Annotated in this window: 17 protein-coding genes and 1 tRNA gene; 12 read left to right on the plus strand and 6 right to left on the minus strand. The window is 43.9% G+C overall.

Features of this window, described 5'->3' with window-relative positions; genetic code table 11:
* Positions 1–91 precede the first annotated feature (91 nt).
* Positions 92–1,390: an inosine/guanosine kinase gene (locus DFP79_RS02475; RefSeq protein WP_133502374.1), complete on the minus strand. Its 1,299-nt coding sequence runs from the start codon at positions 1,388–1,390 to the stop codon at positions 92–94.
* Positions 1,391–1,499: 109 nt separating this feature from the next.
* On the opposite strand from DFP79_RS02475, the gene DFP79_RS02480 reads away from it, so the two are divergent.
* Entirely contained in the window at positions 1,500–2,252 is a 753-nt protein-coding gene (locus DFP79_RS02480; RefSeq protein ID WP_133502375.1) for a HesA/MoeB/ThiF family protein, read from the plus strand.
* A gap of 102 nt (positions 2,253–2,354) precedes the next feature.
* Complete coding sequence (trxB, locus tag DFP79_RS02485; protein ID WP_133502376.1) at positions 2,355–3,308, plus strand: thioredoxin-disulfide reductase; 954 nt, start codon at positions 2,355–2,357, stop codon at positions 3,306–3,308.
* 84 nt (positions 3,309–3,392) lie between these two features.
* Here the strand turns inward: trxB and ppa are convergent, their stop codons facing one another.
* Positions 3,393–3,923 carry an inorganic diphosphatase gene (gene ppa, locus DFP79_RS02490; RefSeq protein ID WP_133502377.1) on the minus strand — a complete coding sequence of 177 codons (531 nt, stop codon included), beginning with the start codon at positions 3,921–3,923 and terminating at the stop codon, positions 3,393–3,395.
* A gap of 277 nt (positions 3,924–4,200) precedes the next feature.
* Here ppa and ihfB point away from each other — a divergent pair, with 277 nt between their 5' ends.
* The 5 genes from ihfB (at position 4,201) to DFP79_RS02515 (ending at position 7,349) form a co-directional block, all read left to right on the plus strand.
* Positions 4,201–4,506 carry an integration host factor subunit beta gene (gene ihfB, locus DFP79_RS02495; RefSeq protein WP_133502378.1) on the plus strand — a complete coding sequence of 102 codons (306 nt, stop codon included), beginning with the start codon at positions 4,201–4,203 and terminating at the stop codon, positions 4,504–4,506.
* Between the two features lie 72 nt (positions 4,507–4,578).
* A complete protein-coding gene (locus DFP79_RS02500) occupies positions 4,579–4,902 on the plus strand; it encodes a lipopolysaccharide assembly protein LapA domain-containing protein (RefSeq protein ID WP_133502379.1) in 324 nt (107 codons plus the stop codon).
* A 6-nt stretch (positions 4,903–4,908) separates the two neighbouring features.
* A complete protein-coding gene (gene lapB, locus DFP79_RS02505; RefSeq protein WP_133502380.1) occupies positions 4,909–6,081 on the plus strand; it encodes a lipopolysaccharide assembly protein LapB in 1,173 nt (390 codons plus the stop codon).
* A 34-nt stretch (positions 6,082–6,115) separates the two neighbouring features.
* Positions 6,116–6,820 carry an orotidine-5'-phosphate decarboxylase gene (gene pyrF / locus DFP79_RS02510; RefSeq protein ID WP_133502381.1) on the plus strand — a complete coding sequence of 235 codons (705 nt, stop codon included), beginning with the start codon at positions 6,116–6,118 and terminating at the stop codon, positions 6,818–6,820.
* A gap of 223 nt (positions 6,821–7,043) precedes the next feature.
* A complete protein-coding gene (locus DFP79_RS02515) occupies positions 7,044–7,349 on the plus strand; it encodes a ComEA family DNA-binding protein (protein ID WP_133502382.1) in 306 nt (101 codons plus the stop codon).
* Between the two features lie 79 nt (positions 7,350–7,428).
* On the opposite strand, the gene DFP79_RS02520 is transcribed toward DFP79_RS02515, so the two are convergent.
* Complete coding sequence (locus DFP79_RS02520; RefSeq protein ID WP_133502383.1) at positions 7,429–9,150, minus strand: SulP family inorganic anion transporter; 1,722 nt, start codon at positions 9,148–9,150, stop codon at positions 7,429–7,431.
* 57 nt (positions 9,151–9,207) lie between these two features.
* Positions 9,208–10,074 carry an MBL fold metallo-hydrolase gene (locus DFP79_RS02525; protein ID WP_208111392.1) on the minus strand — a complete coding sequence of 289 codons (867 nt, stop codon included), beginning with the start codon at positions 10,072–10,074 and terminating at the stop codon, positions 9,208–9,210.
* Between the two features lie 285 nt (positions 10,075–10,359).
* Here DFP79_RS02525 and uvrB point away from each other — a divergent pair, with 285 nt between their 5' ends.
* The 4 genes from uvrB to DFP79_RS02545 all read left to right on the plus strand — a co-directional run bounded on the left by uvrB (position 10,360) and on the right by DFP79_RS02545 (position 13,172).
* A complete protein-coding gene (gene uvrB / locus DFP79_RS02530) occupies positions 10,360–12,390 on the plus strand; it encodes an excinuclease ABC subunit UvrB (RefSeq protein ID WP_133502385.1) in 2,031 nt (676 codons plus the stop codon).
* Positions 12,391–12,400: 10 nt separating this feature from the next.
* Positions 12,401–12,586 (plus strand): hypothetical protein, encoded by a 186-nt coding sequence (locus DFP79_RS02535; RefSeq protein ID WP_013661890.1) that lies wholly within the window; start codon positions 12,401–12,403, stop codon positions 12,584–12,586.
* A 129-nt stretch (positions 12,587–12,715) separates the two neighbouring features.
* Positions 12,716–12,997, plus strand: a complete 282-nt coding sequence (locus tag DFP79_RS02540) for an EF-hand domain-containing protein (RefSeq protein ID WP_243730176.1) — start codon at positions 12,716–12,718, stop codon at positions 12,995–12,997.
* A 98-nt stretch (positions 12,998–13,095) separates the two neighbouring features.
* Positions 13,096–13,172: transfer RNA gene (locus DFP79_RS02545), tRNA-Val, on the plus strand.
* A 516-nt stretch (positions 13,173–13,688) separates the two neighbouring features.
* Here DFP79_RS02545 and DFP79_RS02550 read toward each other — a convergent pair.
* Positions 13,689–14,063, minus strand: a complete 375-nt coding sequence (locus tag DFP79_RS02550) for a hypothetical protein (RefSeq protein ID WP_133502387.1) — start codon at positions 14,061–14,063, stop codon at positions 13,689–13,691.
* Positions 14,063–14,911, minus strand: coding sequence for a peroxiredoxin family protein (locus tag DFP79_RS02555; protein WP_133502388.1), 849 nt, complete (start codon positions 14,909–14,911; stop codon positions 14,063–14,065). The genes DFP79_RS02550 and DFP79_RS02555 overlap by 1 nt, the downstream gene beginning before the upstream one ends.
* Positions 14,912–15,026: 115 nt before the next feature.
* Between DFP79_RS02555 and DFP79_RS02560 the strand changes: the two genes are divergently transcribed.
* Positions 15,027–15,623 (plus strand): TetR/AcrR family transcriptional regulator, encoded by a 597-nt coding sequence (locus tag DFP79_RS02560; RefSeq protein ID WP_133502389.1) that lies wholly within the window; start codon positions 15,027–15,029, stop codon positions 15,621–15,623.
* The last annotated feature ends 140 nt before the right edge of the window (positions 15,624–15,763 follow it).

Genomic DNA, 15,763 nt, shown 5'->3' on the forward strand with positions numbered 1-15,763 from the left:
TATTAGATTATTCTTCAATAACAAGCGCGATCTTGATCAGCGCTTGTTATTGAAATACTGCCGTTCGAATAAACGAGTAAGAAACGAAAGTTTACCTTTCCCAATAAGCTTCTTCCAAGCTGTCTTCTCTTTCTGGTAATCCTTTGCTTAGTCGCGGTGCGCTTTGCGCTAAAATCTCATAGCTGACGCGATTGGAGTATTTGCATATTTGAGCGAAAGACGAATAGGCAAGGAAAGGTGCCGCATGCTTACTGGAGCTTGGCACAGCTTGTTTGTGATAGTGGTTGGCTGAAATGTCGTGCAGCAATGCAGACAAAGCGCCATCACCAGCGCCATTGGTGTTTTTTATCTTCTCCGGCCCGCCCATATATGGGTCTATGTGAGAATAGACCTTGATGGAATTTTTGCACAGCTCACGTTTCATAGGTCGGCTAAATTCCCAACGATTGAAATCGACGATTTCACCGGATTTAATGGGGTTGTTGGTTTCTCTTTTGAGGTCGTTCTCGACGTGTCCGCAGAGATATAGGCCTTCTGGCCCATTTGTAAGAAGAACCATGTTAACGTCGTCCAGAATGGACTCTGCGGCTAACAACGGCTCCTTATGTCCTGTCAAAGCTTCGGCTTCTAGCTCATTCATTGCCAAAACAGTTACGTATTCACGTATTAGCGTAAGCAGTTCGTCGCGATTGTCTTCAACGAGGTGTTGTGTTCCTAACGTGAGTACGACGGGCACATTGTGCTTTTTAGCATCTTGCAGAGCTTTTAACATGGCAGGCTTAATGGGTTTACCTTCATGTCGCAATGGGTAAGCACAAGTGACTAATGATGCAGCGCCGGCAATGATATCCTCAGGGATATGGTCTACATTAAGTTCATCCATATCACCGGGTGATATCGCAAATGTTCGTTCACCATCAGGTGTTACAAGCGTGACGCCTCGGCCAATATCTCCTGCAACGCCTTGCAAGTGGCTCATATTTACTTTGCTGCTGGTCGTGCAGACATAATGGTATTCCGGTGATCCTAATGTGATATTCGAGGACATAACACCTAGAAGTACTGATTTGTCGTCCGCAAGCACGGAATAATTATGGATAGTGTTAGCAATGGTGCCGCCAGCAAAGTGGTCAGAGATACTGTTGTTTTTGATCAGTTCCGCGTAGATCTGTTGTGCAGTGCTGGCGTCAATCAGGTTAGATAATCCTTTTTTGATGCCAAACTTATCTAAAAATGCTTCGTCGATGTTTGCTACAAGATCAACAATGGTTTCATCTAGTCCGACAATATAGGTATCCTTATCAGGCCTGACCTCTGTAGAAGGTAAAACGGCTTTTTCTTGGGATACAGGGAAATAATGTTTGAGCTTTCGTCGGCCAGGAAATTTCATGTAGTGTGTCCGTCTAAATCATGCTTGTAAATTAAACTGCGGATAATATCAGAATTTTGACCTATCGGGCAGGAATAGACCCGTAGCGTCACTTAATTAGAGTGAGTAAATGAACGAATCACAACTCAATCGGTACAGCCGCCAATTATTGCTTCCTAATTTTGATATCGAAGGTCAACTTAATCTTAGTAGCAAACATGCTTTAATTATAGGGGTTGGTGGGCTAGGGAACATCGCAGCAACCTATCTAGCTGGGGCGGGAGTGGGGAAGCTAACGCTGCTGGATGACGATACGATCGAGGAAAGCAACCTACCAAGGCAAGTCTTGTTTAATGAGCGGAATGTTGGCGAGAGCAAAGCAATGGCCGCTCAAGCATTGTTGCGTGAGAAAACATCCGAGGTCGACATTCAGGCCATTGAGAGTAAGTTGACAGAAGAAAACGCAGACGCCTTGCTTAGGAGCGTCGATGTTGTTTTAGATTGCACAGATAACTTTACAACGAGAAAGCTGCTGCACCGAGCATGTCACAGCAACAAGGTACCGTTAGTGAGCGGTGCAGCGATTCGTTGGGAAGGGCAAATTATTAGCTTTCGGTACGATACCAACTCAACGCCTTGTTACGAGTGCTTGTATTCCGAGCTGTCGGATCAAGCATTGAGTTGCAATGAAAATGGCATAATCGGCCCGGTAGTCGGGATGATAGGGGTAATGCAAGCGCTGGATGCATTGAAGCTCTTAAGCGCTAAGGGCGAGGTTGTACATGGCCGTTTGAAAATCTTTGATGGATTTTCTGGAAGTTGGCGTGAACTGACATTAACGCAAGATCCAGAATGTGCGCTTTGTACGCTTGAAAAATCATAGAGAGTCCCTATTTAAACAATTAATTAAATTCTCTAAGCATTTGGCGTTTTTTCCGTTATCATCTCGCCAAATGATATTAAAAGCTTTTTAAGGAGCGCTTAAATGAGCGAAGTTAAACACGCTAAATTACTGATTTTGGGATCTGGTCCTGCTGGCTACACTGCTGCGGTTTACGCTGCTCGTGCGAACTTGAACCCAGTTATGGTAACTGGCATGCAAATGGGCGGTCAGCTTACAACGACGACTGAAGTCGATAACTGGCCGGGTGATGATCAAGGTGTTCAAGGTCCTGAGTTGATGGAGCGTATGCGTAAACATGCAGAGCGTTTCGAAACGGAAATCATTTTTGACCATGTTGGTAAAGTAGACCTTCAACAACGTCCATTCCGTCTAGAAGGCGACAGCGGTGTGTACACGTGTGATGCTTTGATCATTGCAACGGGCGCAAGTGCTCAATACCTTGGCTTAGAAAGCGAAACGAAATTCATGGGGCAAGGCGTATCTGCTTGTGCAACATGTGATGGTTTCTTCTACCGTGGTAAAGATGTTGCGGTAATTGGCGGCGGAAATACAGCCGTTGAAGAGGCGTTGTACCTGTCGAACATTGCGAACTCCGTGACTGTTATTCACCGCCGCGATAAATTCCGTTCTGAGAAAATTTTGTCTGACAAACTGCTTGAAAAAGCAGAAAACGGCAACGTTAAAATCGAATGGAACTCAGAGCTTGACGAAGTGTTAGGTGACGACGCTGGCGTAACAGGTGTTCGCATTCTTAACAAACAATCAGGTGAGAAGAAAGATCTTGAGATCGCAGGTCTTTTTGTTGCCATTGGCCATAAGCCGAATACAGATATCTTTGATGGCCAGCTAGAAATGGAAGACGGCTACATTAAAGTTCAATCTGGTTTGGAAGGCAACGCAACTCAAACGAGCATACCGGGCGTTTACGCTGCTGGCGATGTAATGGACCATATTTATCGTCAAGCGATTACATCTGCGGGTACGGGCTGTATGGCTGCTCTTGATGCAGAAAAATTCCTAGACGATATGGAATAATCTGTAACGCATTACAGAACGAAAAAAGCCGATCAAATGATCGGCTTTTTTGTAGCTAATATTGTTGCAAGTTAAATCGCTGAATTATTGAGCGTTGTACGCTTCAACACCTTCAACAAGTGCTTTGCGCGCTTCGTCAGCATTCGCCCAGCCGTCAACTTTAACCCACTTACCTTTTTCAAGTGTTTTGTAGTTTTCGAAGAAGTGTTCGATTTGATCACGTAGAAGCTGAGGAATGTCTTCAACGTCTTGGACGTTGCCGTATTCCTTGCTAAGTTTTTCGTGAGGTACTGCAACAAGTTTTGCATCTACGCCAGCTTCGTCTGACATGTTTAACACGCCAACAGGACGACAACGAATAACAGAACCCGCTACAACTGGGTATGGCGTGATAACCAATACATCAACTGGGTCGCCATCGTCTGCTAACGTATTGTTAACATAACCGTAGTTTGCAGGGTAAAACATCGGAGCCGTCATGAAACGGTCAACGATCAAAGCATCCATATCTTTGTCTACTTCGTATTTAACTGGGTTCGCCTCAGCAGGGATTTCGATGATTACGTTGATGTCATTTGGCACATCGCGGCCAGCAGGAATGTCTTTAAAGCTCATTGTAAGTCTTCCAATGGTGTTATAAATGCCGAGCATTATAGGAGCTGATAAGTCTTCGAACAAGTGCTGTTGCGTCTAAATAAGACTAGAGTATGAGGTTTTCGTCTGCGTCGGTAAAAGTGATGCTTTAGCGATTCTGACGTCAAAAAAGTGAATAATCATAAAAAATAACATAAAAAGTTAAGAAATATTGGGGTTCTTGCGCTATAAGTTATTGCTTTCTTTCTAGATTTAGCTAATCTTAGCAAAGTGATCAAATTCTAGTCGAGAGGACGAGATGACGAAATCTGAGCTGATAGAAATATTGATCGATCAGCAATCTCATTTGCCTGTGAAAGATGTGGAGCTAGCAATCAAAGCGGTTCTAGATCATATGTCTGAATCTTTAGCAAATGGTGAGCGCATCGAGATTCGCGGCTTTGGTAGTTTCTCATTGCACTATCGAGCACCAAGAGTAGGCCGTAACCCAAAAACGGGCGATTCTGTGGAACTTACCGCAAAATATGTTCCACACTTCAAGCCTGGGAAAGAACTGCGAGAACTTGTAAATCTAGATGATTTAGCTCATCAAGAGCTTAATTAATGTGTAAGCGTACTCGAAATTTACACCAGACAACGGCATAATGTAGCGACAGTATTTTTTGGTGGGGACATTATGTTGAAATGGCTTAAACGTGTGCTTTTAGCGGCGTTGCTTATTATATTTCTAGTTGTCGGTGTGTTTTTCTCTATTCGCAATCCACAATTAATTACTTTGGACTTGGTCATTTGGCATGCCCCTGAACTCAGTATAGCCCTTTACCTAATCTTAGCGTTTGCTGCGGGTGCTGCTGTCACTTTATTGGCCAGCTCTGTCACGCTTATACGTTCTGATCGACAAATTAAACTCCTATCCAAAAAACTTGAAAAAAACAGGTCTGAGTTGGATTCTCTCCGTAAAGCCTCTCTTACGAAAGAGCTTGCTGAAAGCAAGGAGTAAAGACACTTGACCGAGTTGGGGTTGTTTTTTGTTCTTTTTGTTGCGCTCTTTTTAGGGTGGGCAATGGGGCGACGTGGATCTGAGAAAACGTCCAAAAAAGAACTTAAAACCATCTCATCTGATTACTTTCGAGGCTTAAACCATTTATTAAATGGGCAACAATCCGAAGCCATCGATGCCTTTGTAGATTCGCTTGAAGTAAATTCTGAAACCTTCGATATCCACCTGACACTCGGGAACCTGTTTAGGAAGAAAGGTGAAATCGAAAAAGCCATCAACGTTCACCAAAACTTGCTTGCTCGCCCAGATATAGGCGATCGAGAAATGCGCCTTGTGCAATTAGAGTTGGCAAGCGATTTTATGTCGGCGGGCTTACTTGATCGAGCCGAGCGATTATTGCTGAACATTGCCGCCAGAAAAACAGAGTTTCAAACGCAGATTCTGACGTTGCTTATTGACTTGTACGAGTTTGAGCAAAGCTGGGAGAAGGCCATTAGCATCAGCGCCCAGTTGCAAAAAGCAAATCCATCGGCAAAAGAAGCAAAGCGTTTAGCGCACTTTCATTGTGAGCTTGCTCAAGCACAAATGAAGAACGAGCAATGGAAACCGGCGTTTTCGCATTTCAGAGATGCATTAAACGCTGATCCTAAATGCGTACGTGCGAGCGTCGGGATGGCCGATGTATTATGTGAACAAAGGCGATATCGTGACGCAATCAAAGAGCTAAAAAATGTGGCAGAGCAAGATGCCGATTTTATTCCGGTTATATTGCCCCAGTTAAAAGAAGCGTATCAAAAAATTTGGTCTGGTAGCGGTTATCATCAATTTCTGGTGGATCAAAATAAAGCGCACGCATCTGCGTCGATCATCCTTGCACTGACGAAACATTACGCACAAGACGATAGGCGTTTTGCAGAGCAGTTTTTAATAGAACAACTTCGAACACACCCAACTATTAAAGGGTTTAAAGAGCTTATTCAAATGCAACTCTCTGAAAGTCAGGGAGTAAACGAGCAGCATTTGAATGTCCTTTTTGAGCTGATTGATCAGCTAACAAAAGCGAAACATAAATTCCAGTGTCGTCAGTGTGGCTTCTCTGGGCATCAATTACACTGGCAATGCCCTAGCTGTAAAAGTTGGGGATCAGTGAAACCTATACATGGTCTTGAAGGCGAATAATCTCAAGGCGAAATTGAAAGAAAGAGGAATACGAATGACCTGCCAATCCCCAATTGTGGTGGCTTTAGATTTTCCAACACCTGCTCAAGCAATCGATATGGCGAAACGCTTAGATCCAGCCCTTTGTCGAGTAAAGGTCGGGAAAGAATTATTTACTAAAGCAGGTCCTGCAATTTTAGATGAATTGCATGCATTAGGGTTTGATATCTTTTTGGATCTTAAATTCCATGATATCCCTAATACGGTTGCAAACGCGGTGTCTGTTGCGGCCAAAGCGGGTGTTTGGATGGTGAATGTTCATGCATCTGGCGGTCGTCGTATGATGGAAGCTTCCGCAAATGCGCTGGCTAACATCCAAGATCACAATACCTTACTGATTGCTGTAACGGTATTGACGAGTATGGACCAGACGGACTTGCAAGAAATTGGTATCGACTTGTCTCCAAGAGATCATGTGTTGCGTCTGGCGACATTAGCAAAATCATCTGGCATGGACGGGGTAGTCTGCTCTGCGCAAGAGTCTCAAATGTTGTCATCAGAACTCGGTAAAGATTTTGTTTTGGTAACTCCGGGTATTCGCCCTGTTGGTTCAGATCAAGGCGATCAAAAACGTATCTTAACACCCGCAGAAGCCATGGCTGCCGGAAGTCATTATTTGGTGATGGGTCGTCCTATTACTCAAGCCGCCGACCCCATTGCGGTTTTGATGCAGACAAATAAAGATCTTGGTGTTGCATAGAACGTTATCGTTTACTCTTTCGTGATAAGCGGTTGAGTTAAATAAGCAATCGAGATAATCTACTTAGCCGACTCAGAAGAGTCGGCTTTTTTGTTTCGTAATGCAGTTAATGGATTAGGCAGACAATGCCTGTCATTGACCTCAACCGAAATTGAGAAAGGAATGTAAGAAAGTTTTACTGTGAAACCATGAAGGTTTCAATTTCAGATAAGGAAATCGAATTATGTTTGTTAACGCTATTCAACTATGGGCACGTACGGCTGCCTTTGTATCTATCTTGTTCTCTTTACTGTGCTTTTCTACCGTCAGTTTAGCGGCAACTCCCTTAAACATTAATGTTGCGACTGCCGATGAACTTGCACTTGTATTAAAAGGCGTAGGAAAGTCGAAAGCACAAGCGATTGTAAATTACCGCAATGCACACGGTTCGTTTGCGAGTATTGATGATCTAGTAAACGTAAAAGGCATTGGTACTTCATTGCTTGAGAAAAACCGAAACGTTATTCGCGTCGCGAAAGAAACAGACTAGCCATTAAACATCGGGGAGGTGACAACGCTATTTGTTGCTTCCCCAATGTTATCTTTTCTTTTGTGGTTTTGTTTACCCACTAGCATTTCGCTTCATACTCTAAAAGGTTCTCTACTGCCTGATGTTGAGTTAAGAAAATGCTGCCAGATAAATGCTGAATGAACGAAGTCGACTTGAGCCTATCCATCACCGGCCCTTTGATCTCAGAAAGATGCATCTTTATTCCCGCTGATTGAAGTCGAGAGTGAATCATCTCGATGCTTTCCAGAGCGCTCGAATCAATCAAATTGACAGCAGTACACATTAAAATGACGTGTTTGATCTCACCTTGATGAGCAACAAGGTAGTTAACTCTATCTTCTAAAACTCTGGCATTGGCGAAAAATAGGTTTTCATCTATCCGCACTGTAACAATAGAAGGGTGAGTCTCTACGTCGAAGCGTTCGATATTTCTGAAGTGTTCTGTCCCCGGAACCTTACCAACAACCGCAATGTGGGGATGGCTGGTATGCCATAAAAATAATAAAATGGATAACCCTACGCCAGTCACAATACCGGCTTCAACACTCATCAAAAGCACCACAATAAACGTGGCCATCATAGACGCCGCATCGTGTTTCGAATAACCCCAAACAGATAGAAAATTCTTAATATCGATGAGCTGTACGACTGACACAATGATTGTCGCTGCAAGTACGGTATTTGGTAAGTAGTAAAACGCATCAGTAAGGTAGCTAAGTGTGAGCAAGATGAATAGAGCGGTAAAAATGCCGGTCATTGGTGTTCTTGCCCCCGCATCGAAGCTGACAACAGAGCGAGAAAAACCACCGGTTACGGGAAAGCCCGCGCTGATTGCCGAGCTGATATTTGCCGCTCCCAACCCAATGAGTTCCTGATTCGGGTTGATGCTTTGTCTTCGTTTAGCAGCAAAAGATTGTGCGACAGAGACCGATTCTACGAATCCCACAATACTGATAAGAACAATTGACGGAAGTAATTCTGAAAGCGTTTCAATATGCCATGATGGAAGAGACAGCGCGGGAAGCCCATTAGGTACAATCCCGACAACCTTTACATCATTTTCATAAAGCTCAAGGTACATGACAGACAGTGTCGCTAAAATAACAACCAGAACCGGAGAGGCCTTGCTAAGGAGTTGGCTAGAAGCTTGGGACAGGCCTAATTTTTGTAAGTATCTAGGCATGTATCTACGAAAGGTGACTAATGCCCCGATGGAAAAAATGCCTAATATTAGCGTTGCAGGGTTACTGTTGGGCAAGTTCTCATACAAGGCGTTCAACAGCTCTAATAAGTTGTGTCCTCCTGCGTTAATACCAAGAAGGTGTTTGAGTTGCCCGGCAGCGATAATGATAGCCGATGCACTTATAAACCCTGAGATCACAGGGTGGCTGAGAAGGTTTGCTAAAAAGCCAAGCTTTAGGATTCCCATACCGAGTAAAAACAGCCCGGAAGTTCCCGCCAGAAGAATGACTATCCCCGTGTATTCTGCCGTTCCCGGTGCAGCAAACTCCATCGCCGCAGCTCCCGTCATCATAGAGACTACCGCAACGGGACCGACAGCGAGCGTACGGCTAGAACCAAATAGCGCATAAGCAACAAGCGGTAAAATACTGGCGTACAAACCGACTTCTGGAGACAGTCCAGCAAGCATTGCATAGGCAAGGCTCTGTGGGATCAGCATCACAGTAACAATCACGCTGGCAATCAAATCCGCGTGAAAGTCGGATTTTTTATAGGTTTTAAGCCAATCTATGGCTGGGATATACCGACTTATATTCATATGCTGACTACTTTTATTAGGCTCTTTTGTTTGTCGCTTTTGTTAGCCACTTCGGTTTTAAACAGCGTTTAAAGGAATTTTTAGATAACGAACACCATTGCTCTCAGCTGGAGGCAACTGCCCCGCACGCATATTCACTTGCACAGAGGGAAGAATCAGTTTTGGCATATTGAGTGTTTTATCTTTTGCAGTACGCATTTCACAAAATTCATGTTCGCTTATACCGCTGTGAATGTGCGTATTGGCGTTTTTTTGCTCAGCAACACTGGTTTCCCATTGATAGTCGTCACGACCGGGCGCTTTGTAATCGTGACACATGAAGAGCTTTGTCGTGTCAGGAAGCGAAAAAATGCGCTGAATTGAGTGATAAAGAGTGCTTGCATCTCCTCCCGGAAAATCACACCGGGCTGTGCCGTAATCCGGCATAAACAATGTATCGCCGACAAAGGCAGAACCCCCAATGTGATACGTGACGCAAGCGGGTGTATGGCCCGGTGTGTGCAGAACCTCAATGGAAAGCGATCCCAATGGAAGCTGTTCAGCGTCGGATACTAGAATGTCGAATTGTGAACCGTCTCTGGCGAAATCTGGTTCTGCATTAAACAGGCTGCCAAACGTTTCTTGAATGGTGGTGATGTGTGAGCCTATTACGATCTGACCACCTAATTTCTCTTTGATATAGGGCGCAGCGGATAAGTGGTCGGCGTGTACGTGAGTTTCGAGTATCCAATTAAGGGTTAATTGGTTTGTCTGGATGTAATCAATGACTAAATCTGCGGAGGCGAAAGAGGTTCGTCCAGAGGCACAATCGTAATCTAATACGGAATCTACAATGGCACACGCTGACGAGTTTGGGTCTGTTACCACGTAAGAGACGGTATAAGTGGCTTCATCAAAGAACGCTTTCACTGAGGGTTGGCTGATATGAGACATGTTACCTTCAATATGGTTATAAAGTTATTTCTAAAAAGAATAAGTGAAAAGTCTATATTAGTAAATACTGATCTAATTCATATATCTTATTAAAATTTGTGAGTTGGCTACTATTTGGTTATATGGCGACACAACGTCACGCGTAAACTCGGTTTTGAAACGTATTCTGTTTGTATTTTTCGTCAAACATAGGATTCAGCTCGGACGAGAAAGCGAATTTTGTTAAGATGAGAGCGTTCTACAAACGCAAAGAAAACTGGAAGGTAGGAAGGCAACGTGACTCAACAATTTGAAGTAGTATCTGCGTATCAGCCCGCTGGTGACCAGCCAACAGCCATTGAGAAATTGACTCAGGGAATTGATGCAGGTTTGGCACATCAGACATTGTTGGGTGTAACGGGATCAGGTAAAACCTTTACTGTGGCGAATGTTATTGCGAAAGCAAACCGCCCGACCATTGTTATGGCGCATAACAAGACATTGGCAGCGCAATTGTATGGTGAGTTTAAAGAATTTTTCCCAAACAATGCCGTTGAATATTTTGTTTCTTACTATGATTACTACCAGCCAGAAGCCTACGTCGCGGCGTCGGATACCTTCATAGAAAAAGACGCTTCTGTAAACGAACATATTGAACAGATGCGATTGTCTGCAACAAAAGCTCTGCTTGAGCGTGAAGACGTAATTATCGTCGCGACGGTCTCCGCTATTTATGGTTTGGGCGATCCTCAATCGTACCTGAAAATGATGCTTCACCTTGATCGTGGAGATCGAATTGACCAGCGCGCCGTATTGCGACGTTTGGCTGAGCTACAATACTCCCGAAATGATTTGGTGTTTGAACGCGGTAATTTTAGAGTGCGTGGGGATGTGATTGATGTCTTCCCAGCAGATTCTGAAGACACGGCATTTCGCATAGAGTTATTTGACGACGAGGTTGATAATTTGTCTATTATTGACCCATTAACTAACAAAACCATTCGCAAAGTCCCCCGCATTACCATTTATCCGAAAACGCACTATGTAACCCCTCGCGAAACCATCGTCGAAGCGATCGAAAAAGTGAAGCTTGAGCTGGATCAGCGTTTAGAACAACTGAAATCATTGAATAAATTGGTGGAACTTCAGCGATTAGAGCAGCGAACAAACTATGATCTAGAGATGATGCAAGAGCTAGGCTACTGCTCAGGCATCGAAAACTACTCTCGATATTTGTCAGGGCGACCAGAAGGCTCACCGCCGCCAACGTTATTTGACTACTTACCCGCCAACGCATTACTGGTGATCGACGAATCTCACGTTACGGTTCCTCAAATCGGCGCAATGTACAAAGGTGATAGGTCACGAAAAGAAAACCTAGTCGAATACGGTTTCCGTCTACCGTCTGCGTTGGATAATCGCCCGATGCGCTTCGAAGAGTGGGAATCAATAAAACCGCAAACGATCTTTGTTTCCGCAACACCGGGTAAATACGAAGCAGAGCATCAAGATTGGGTCGTAGAACAGATTGTTCGACCGACCGGATTGATTGACCCAGAAGTGGAAATTCGCCCCGTTGCAACGCAGGTAGATGATCTTCTCTCAGAGATTAACCTTCGTTTGCCGAAAGGCGAACGCGTGCTGGTTACCACGCTGACAAAACGCATGGCCGAAGATTTAACCGATTACCTCTACGAACACGGCATTCGAGTTAGATATCTTCATTCCGATATCGATACCGTCGAACGGGTCGAGATCATTCGAGATCTTCGTCTTGGGGAGTTTGATGTGCTGGTGGGGATCAACTTGCTGCGAGAAGGTCTCGATATTCCAGAAGTTAGCTTGGTGAGCATTCTTGATGCAGACAAAGAAGGTTTCTTACGCTCAGATCGTTCATTGATTCAAACCATCGGTCGTGCCGCGCGAAATGTGAACGGTAAAGCGATACTTTATGCCGATAGAATTACTGGTTCTATGCGTCGTGCCATTGATGAAACTGACCGTCGCCGTGAAAAGCAACAAGCCCATAATGAAGAACATGGCATTGTACCGAAAGGCATTTCCAAATCGGTAGAAGACATAATGGAAGGCGCTTATAATCCGGGCGCAGGCAAAGGTCGAGGCAAACAAACGCGTAAAGTGTCTGAAGCATCTAAAGATTACAAAGTCGAGAACATGGACGATGTAGCAGAAGTGCGCAAAGCCATCATCAAATTGCAAAAAGACATGATGGAAGCCTCAGAAAACCTACAATTTGAGCTTGCTGCTGGCTACCGCGACCAAATCCGAATCTTACAGAAAAAGCTGAAAGAAGTAGGCGAATTTTAGAGGGTAAAAAATGTCACTGACATTACGAAATCGAAATATCATCCGCGTGATTGATGGCGATGTCATCGTAAACTGCACCATCATCAAAATGTGCTTTGATTACGTTGTTGTCGTGTTTAGAGAAAACGAATACAAAGTACCCTATGACAAAATAGACGAAGTCATAGGGCACGAACTGTTAGTACCGGTGAGCTAAAAATCGTTGAGCGGCTAATGTCGAAAATGTAAATAAATACGCGAGAATGAAAAGTCTACGCAAAGTCGATAACGACGAACCGTAGGTGGTGGCATACTGAGTGTTATCACAACCTTAAGTATGAATATTATGAACCGAATCTTTTTATTAGCTTCCCTCATCCTTTCGTTTTCGACGTTTGCACAAGACCGCCCAGAACCGCCAACTGGAGGAATGGGGGGGCAACCACCAAGCTTTTCAGACTTTGATCAAAACGGTGATGGCTACATTTCCTTAGATGAAACACGCGGACCGATGCAAGACGATTTTAATGAAATTGATGCAAACAGCGACAGACTTTTGACGGAAACTGAGATCGATCTTTTTATGAAGAACCGTCGCCCACCACAACCACCGCGTGATTCAAATTAGAGAAAAGCAGAGGTAATAAAATTTTCATAAAACCTTAAAAATTATTAGGTTAGTGCTTGCCAATACAATTCCTCTGCGTATAATAACCACCAATTCGTAGGTCTATAGCTCAGTTGGTTAGAGCGCTACCTTGACATGGTAGAGGTCAGCAGTTCGAATCTGCTTAGACCTACCAACGAATTCTACTCACTTCCTAAGTGAGTCACGAAAGCCGAACCCAGTGTTCGGCTTTTTTGTGCCTGAAATTTATGTCACATCCGTTTTACAGATTACCTTCCAGTGCCTCCCACTTCTTAAGGTTAAAGCTCTCGCGATTTCCTGACTTCCACCCGCTACTGAGCCTAGGGCTAGGGTAGGATTAGAGGCTCGTTCGAACAAAAAAAACTATCAATAGATAGTTTAGATAGTAAGAAGATAATACGACTAAGATCTGACTAATCGGTATTCTGCGGCGTAACCAAAGGACTTAAAGAGCAACCGCGACCAGGTGAAAGGTTCTCAAGGATTAGGTTTGCCAATCATTTATTATCTGGGTAAAACTAAAACGTTCAAAAAAGAGGCTTCTTAGTTGTATCTAAGGACGAGGCCACTCGAAAACACACCGCAAACACATAGGAGGTCGTATTCTTAAAAGATCAAACCCCCTATATAAATTGCGGCAGTTTAATAAGTGCTGCACGGAGCTTATGTGTTATCCCTTGTAAGAAAAATAATTGCGCACTGATTGAGTAAACGTCAGTCCCAAACTGACGATAGAAATGACGATACCTATAGGTGCTGGTATAAAAATGGAAAGGATCAGATCGGCCGCAATTACCGACCGCATTCCGACCATCTGTCGTTTTAGGATGAAAAGTATCATTACCGCGAATAACGCAAGATATCCAAAGGCTGCATAAAGCATTGTCATCGCCGCTGAATCACCCGCAAGCTCACCAGCAGTGAAGCCAAAATACTTGAAAGCGGTAAAGAAACCGAACGTGATTAAAATTTTCAGCGCGTTTAGGATGAAAATGATGCGAAGCTTTATGGGCTTTTTAGCGCCTGTTGCTGTTGTAATAGTCATTAAACTGTCTCCTGTAAGTTCGTAATATTGTCGTCTTTGAATTCGGATCTAATGGTGCCCATAATGCGATCAACGCTGCTGCGTACTCGGATATCATCCGACTGATCAATCCAACGAATTATGCCGTTTTCGTCTATGAGCAAGGTGGTGGGTATGGCCATTGCTTCAAACTTAATTGGCGCGAAACCAAGGGCAACGCCGCCCAGAGTTGAAGTTGGGTTTTTTGTTTGTCCAAGTGTTTTATGATGTTCGGCACCATAAGACCGGATTACTTCAAGTTGAGGGTCTGATAGAAGGGTAACGTCTAGCCCATCGCGGATTTTATGAACGTTAGCTTCTTGTGGTGTGTCTTTGCTTAATGCATAGACGGAAATGTTGAAACGCTCTAAGTTAGGGGCCATCTTATTAAACGCAGCCAGCTCGGCAACGCAATAGGGACACCACCCACCGCGATAAAATTTAAGAAGAACTCTGCGGCCGTGAAACTCGTCGCTACTAAAGTGTTGTCCGGCACTTGTTGTCGAAGTAAATGGCTGTATTTTGTCGCCGACCTTTACTTTGAGGTCTCCCAAAGGGATTTTGCGCTGCGAAAGGAAGAACAGAATAAGTGAGCCAAAAGCTATTGAAAAACCTGCTGGTAAATACACTGCCAAACTCGCGCTTCCAACCCCCGTTGCACCTAAGAAAATCCCCATAACTGATGATGAAACACCAAGCACAAGTCGAGCAGTAAGTCCGGTAACGGATTTAGGTACTGTTCCACGTGGAATTGTTCGGAAATACAGAACAATCGTTGCGAAGGTGAAAACGAAGCCAAATAAGGAGAGCGATAAGGCAATTAAATTCATTTTACATATCCTGTACAATTAAAGTTAATGAATGTTTGCTCTGAAAAGAACATACTATCCAGTCGGATAGATTTGTAATTCTATCCGACTGGATAGATTAATCAAGAGGAATTTTATGTCGCGCAAAAGAAATACAGATCATGAAACGGCAATAATCGCTTCCAAGCGCCTTTTTTGGCAGCGAGGATATGCTGCTACTAGTACCCGTGAAATTGAGGAAAAGACGGGCTTGACACGCTTCACCATTCAAAAGACTTATGGCGGTAAGCGCGGCCTTTTCTTAGATACCTTAGATAATTATCTAGAAAATGCCGAAACTCATATTTTAAGGGATGCTGAAACTGGAGATCTAGAAGACCTAGCATGTTGGTTTGAGCGACTTGCGAGCAATGACCAGATACCACGCATCGATGAAATGGGTTGTTTAGTATTGAATTCGATAGACGAATTTGAGCGTGAAGACAGCGAAGTCAACGAGCGAATAGAGCGCTATTTTAAATTTATAGAAAAACGGTTTGTAAACATTCTTAGCACTGCTGTCGCAGCTAAGAACGCACAGCCTAATCTCGACATTCAGTCATTGGCTGTTGTATTAATTGACCTTTTGCTTGGCGTGCAAATGGTGTTTAGAGCACGAACAGAAGATTCTTTTGCGCGTTCACATGCCCGCGCTGCTGCAACATTGATTCGTAGCTGGAAAATCGCTGATTAGAAATTTAATTTACGGGTTTAATGACAAGGGCTCTTAAGGGTTAGACCCGCGTTAATATTGGACAATCAACAACACCGCACAGACACAGGGAGGTCGCATCATGGAAAAAGTCCCTGACATAAAAACCAATAAAGAAGAAA

Origin of the sequence: Marinomonas balearica (assembly GCF_004362145.1) — a bacterium.
In the GTDB taxonomy this organism is placed as follows: Bacteria; Pseudomonadota; Gammaproteobacteria; order Pseudomonadales; family Marinomonadaceae; genus Marinomonas; species Marinomonas balearica.

What these genes read in the sequence shown, in the direction of transcription:
- DFP79_RS02500 (WP_133502379.1), top strand. Translation starts at nt 4,579, where the DNA reads ATGTTGAAATGGCTTAAACGTGTGCTTTTAGCGGCGTTGCTTATTATA.
- DFP79_RS02555 (WP_133502388.1), bottom strand. Translation starts at nt 14,911, where the DNA reads ATGAATTTAATTGCCTTATCGCTCTCCTTATTTGGCTTCGTTTTCACC.
- DFP79_RS02560 (WP_133502389.1), top strand. Translation starts at nt 15,027, where the DNA reads ATGTCGCGCAAAAGAAATACAGATCATGAAACGGCAATAATCGCTTCC.
- ppa (WP_133502377.1), bottom strand. Translation starts at nt 3,923, where the DNA reads ATGAGCTTTAAAGACATTCCTGCTGGCCGCGATGTGCCAAATGACATC.
- ihfB (WP_133502378.1), top strand. Translation starts at nt 4,201, where the DNA reads ATGACGAAATCTGAGCTGATAGAAATATTGATCGATCAGCAATCTCAT.
- trxB (WP_133502376.1), top strand. Translation starts at nt 2,355, where the DNA reads ATGAGCGAAGTTAAACACGCTAAATTACTGATTTTGGGATCTGGTCCT.
- DFP79_RS02535 (WP_013661890.1), top strand. Translation starts at nt 12,401, where the DNA reads ATGTCACTGACATTACGAAATCGAAATATCATCCGCGTGATTGATGGC.
- DFP79_RS02480 (WP_133502375.1), top strand. Translation starts at nt 1,500, where the DNA reads ATGAACGAATCACAACTCAATCGGTACAGCCGCCAATTATTGCTTCCT.
- pyrF (WP_133502381.1), top strand. Translation starts at nt 6,116, where the DNA reads ATGACCTGCCAATCCCCAATTGTGGTGGCTTTAGATTTTCCAACACCT.
- DFP79_RS02475 (WP_133502374.1), bottom strand. Translation starts at nt 1,390, where the DNA reads ATGAAATTTCCTGGCCGACGAAAGCTCAAACATTATTTCCCTGTATCC.
- DFP79_RS02550 (WP_133502387.1), bottom strand. Translation starts at nt 14,063, where the DNA reads ATGACTATTACAACAGCAACAGGCGCTAAAAAGCCCATAAAGCTTCGC.
- DFP79_RS02515 (WP_133502382.1), top strand. Translation starts at nt 7,044, where the DNA reads ATGTTTGTTAACGCTATTCAACTATGGGCACGTACGGCTGCCTTTGTA.
- DFP79_RS02520 (WP_133502383.1), bottom strand. Translation starts at nt 9,150, where the DNA reads ATGAATATAAGTCGGTATATCCCAGCCATAGATTGGCTTAAAACCTAT.
- DFP79_RS02540 (WP_243730176.1), top strand. Translation starts at nt 12,716, where the DNA reads ATGAACCGAATCTTTTTATTAGCTTCCCTCATCCTTTCGTTTTCGACG.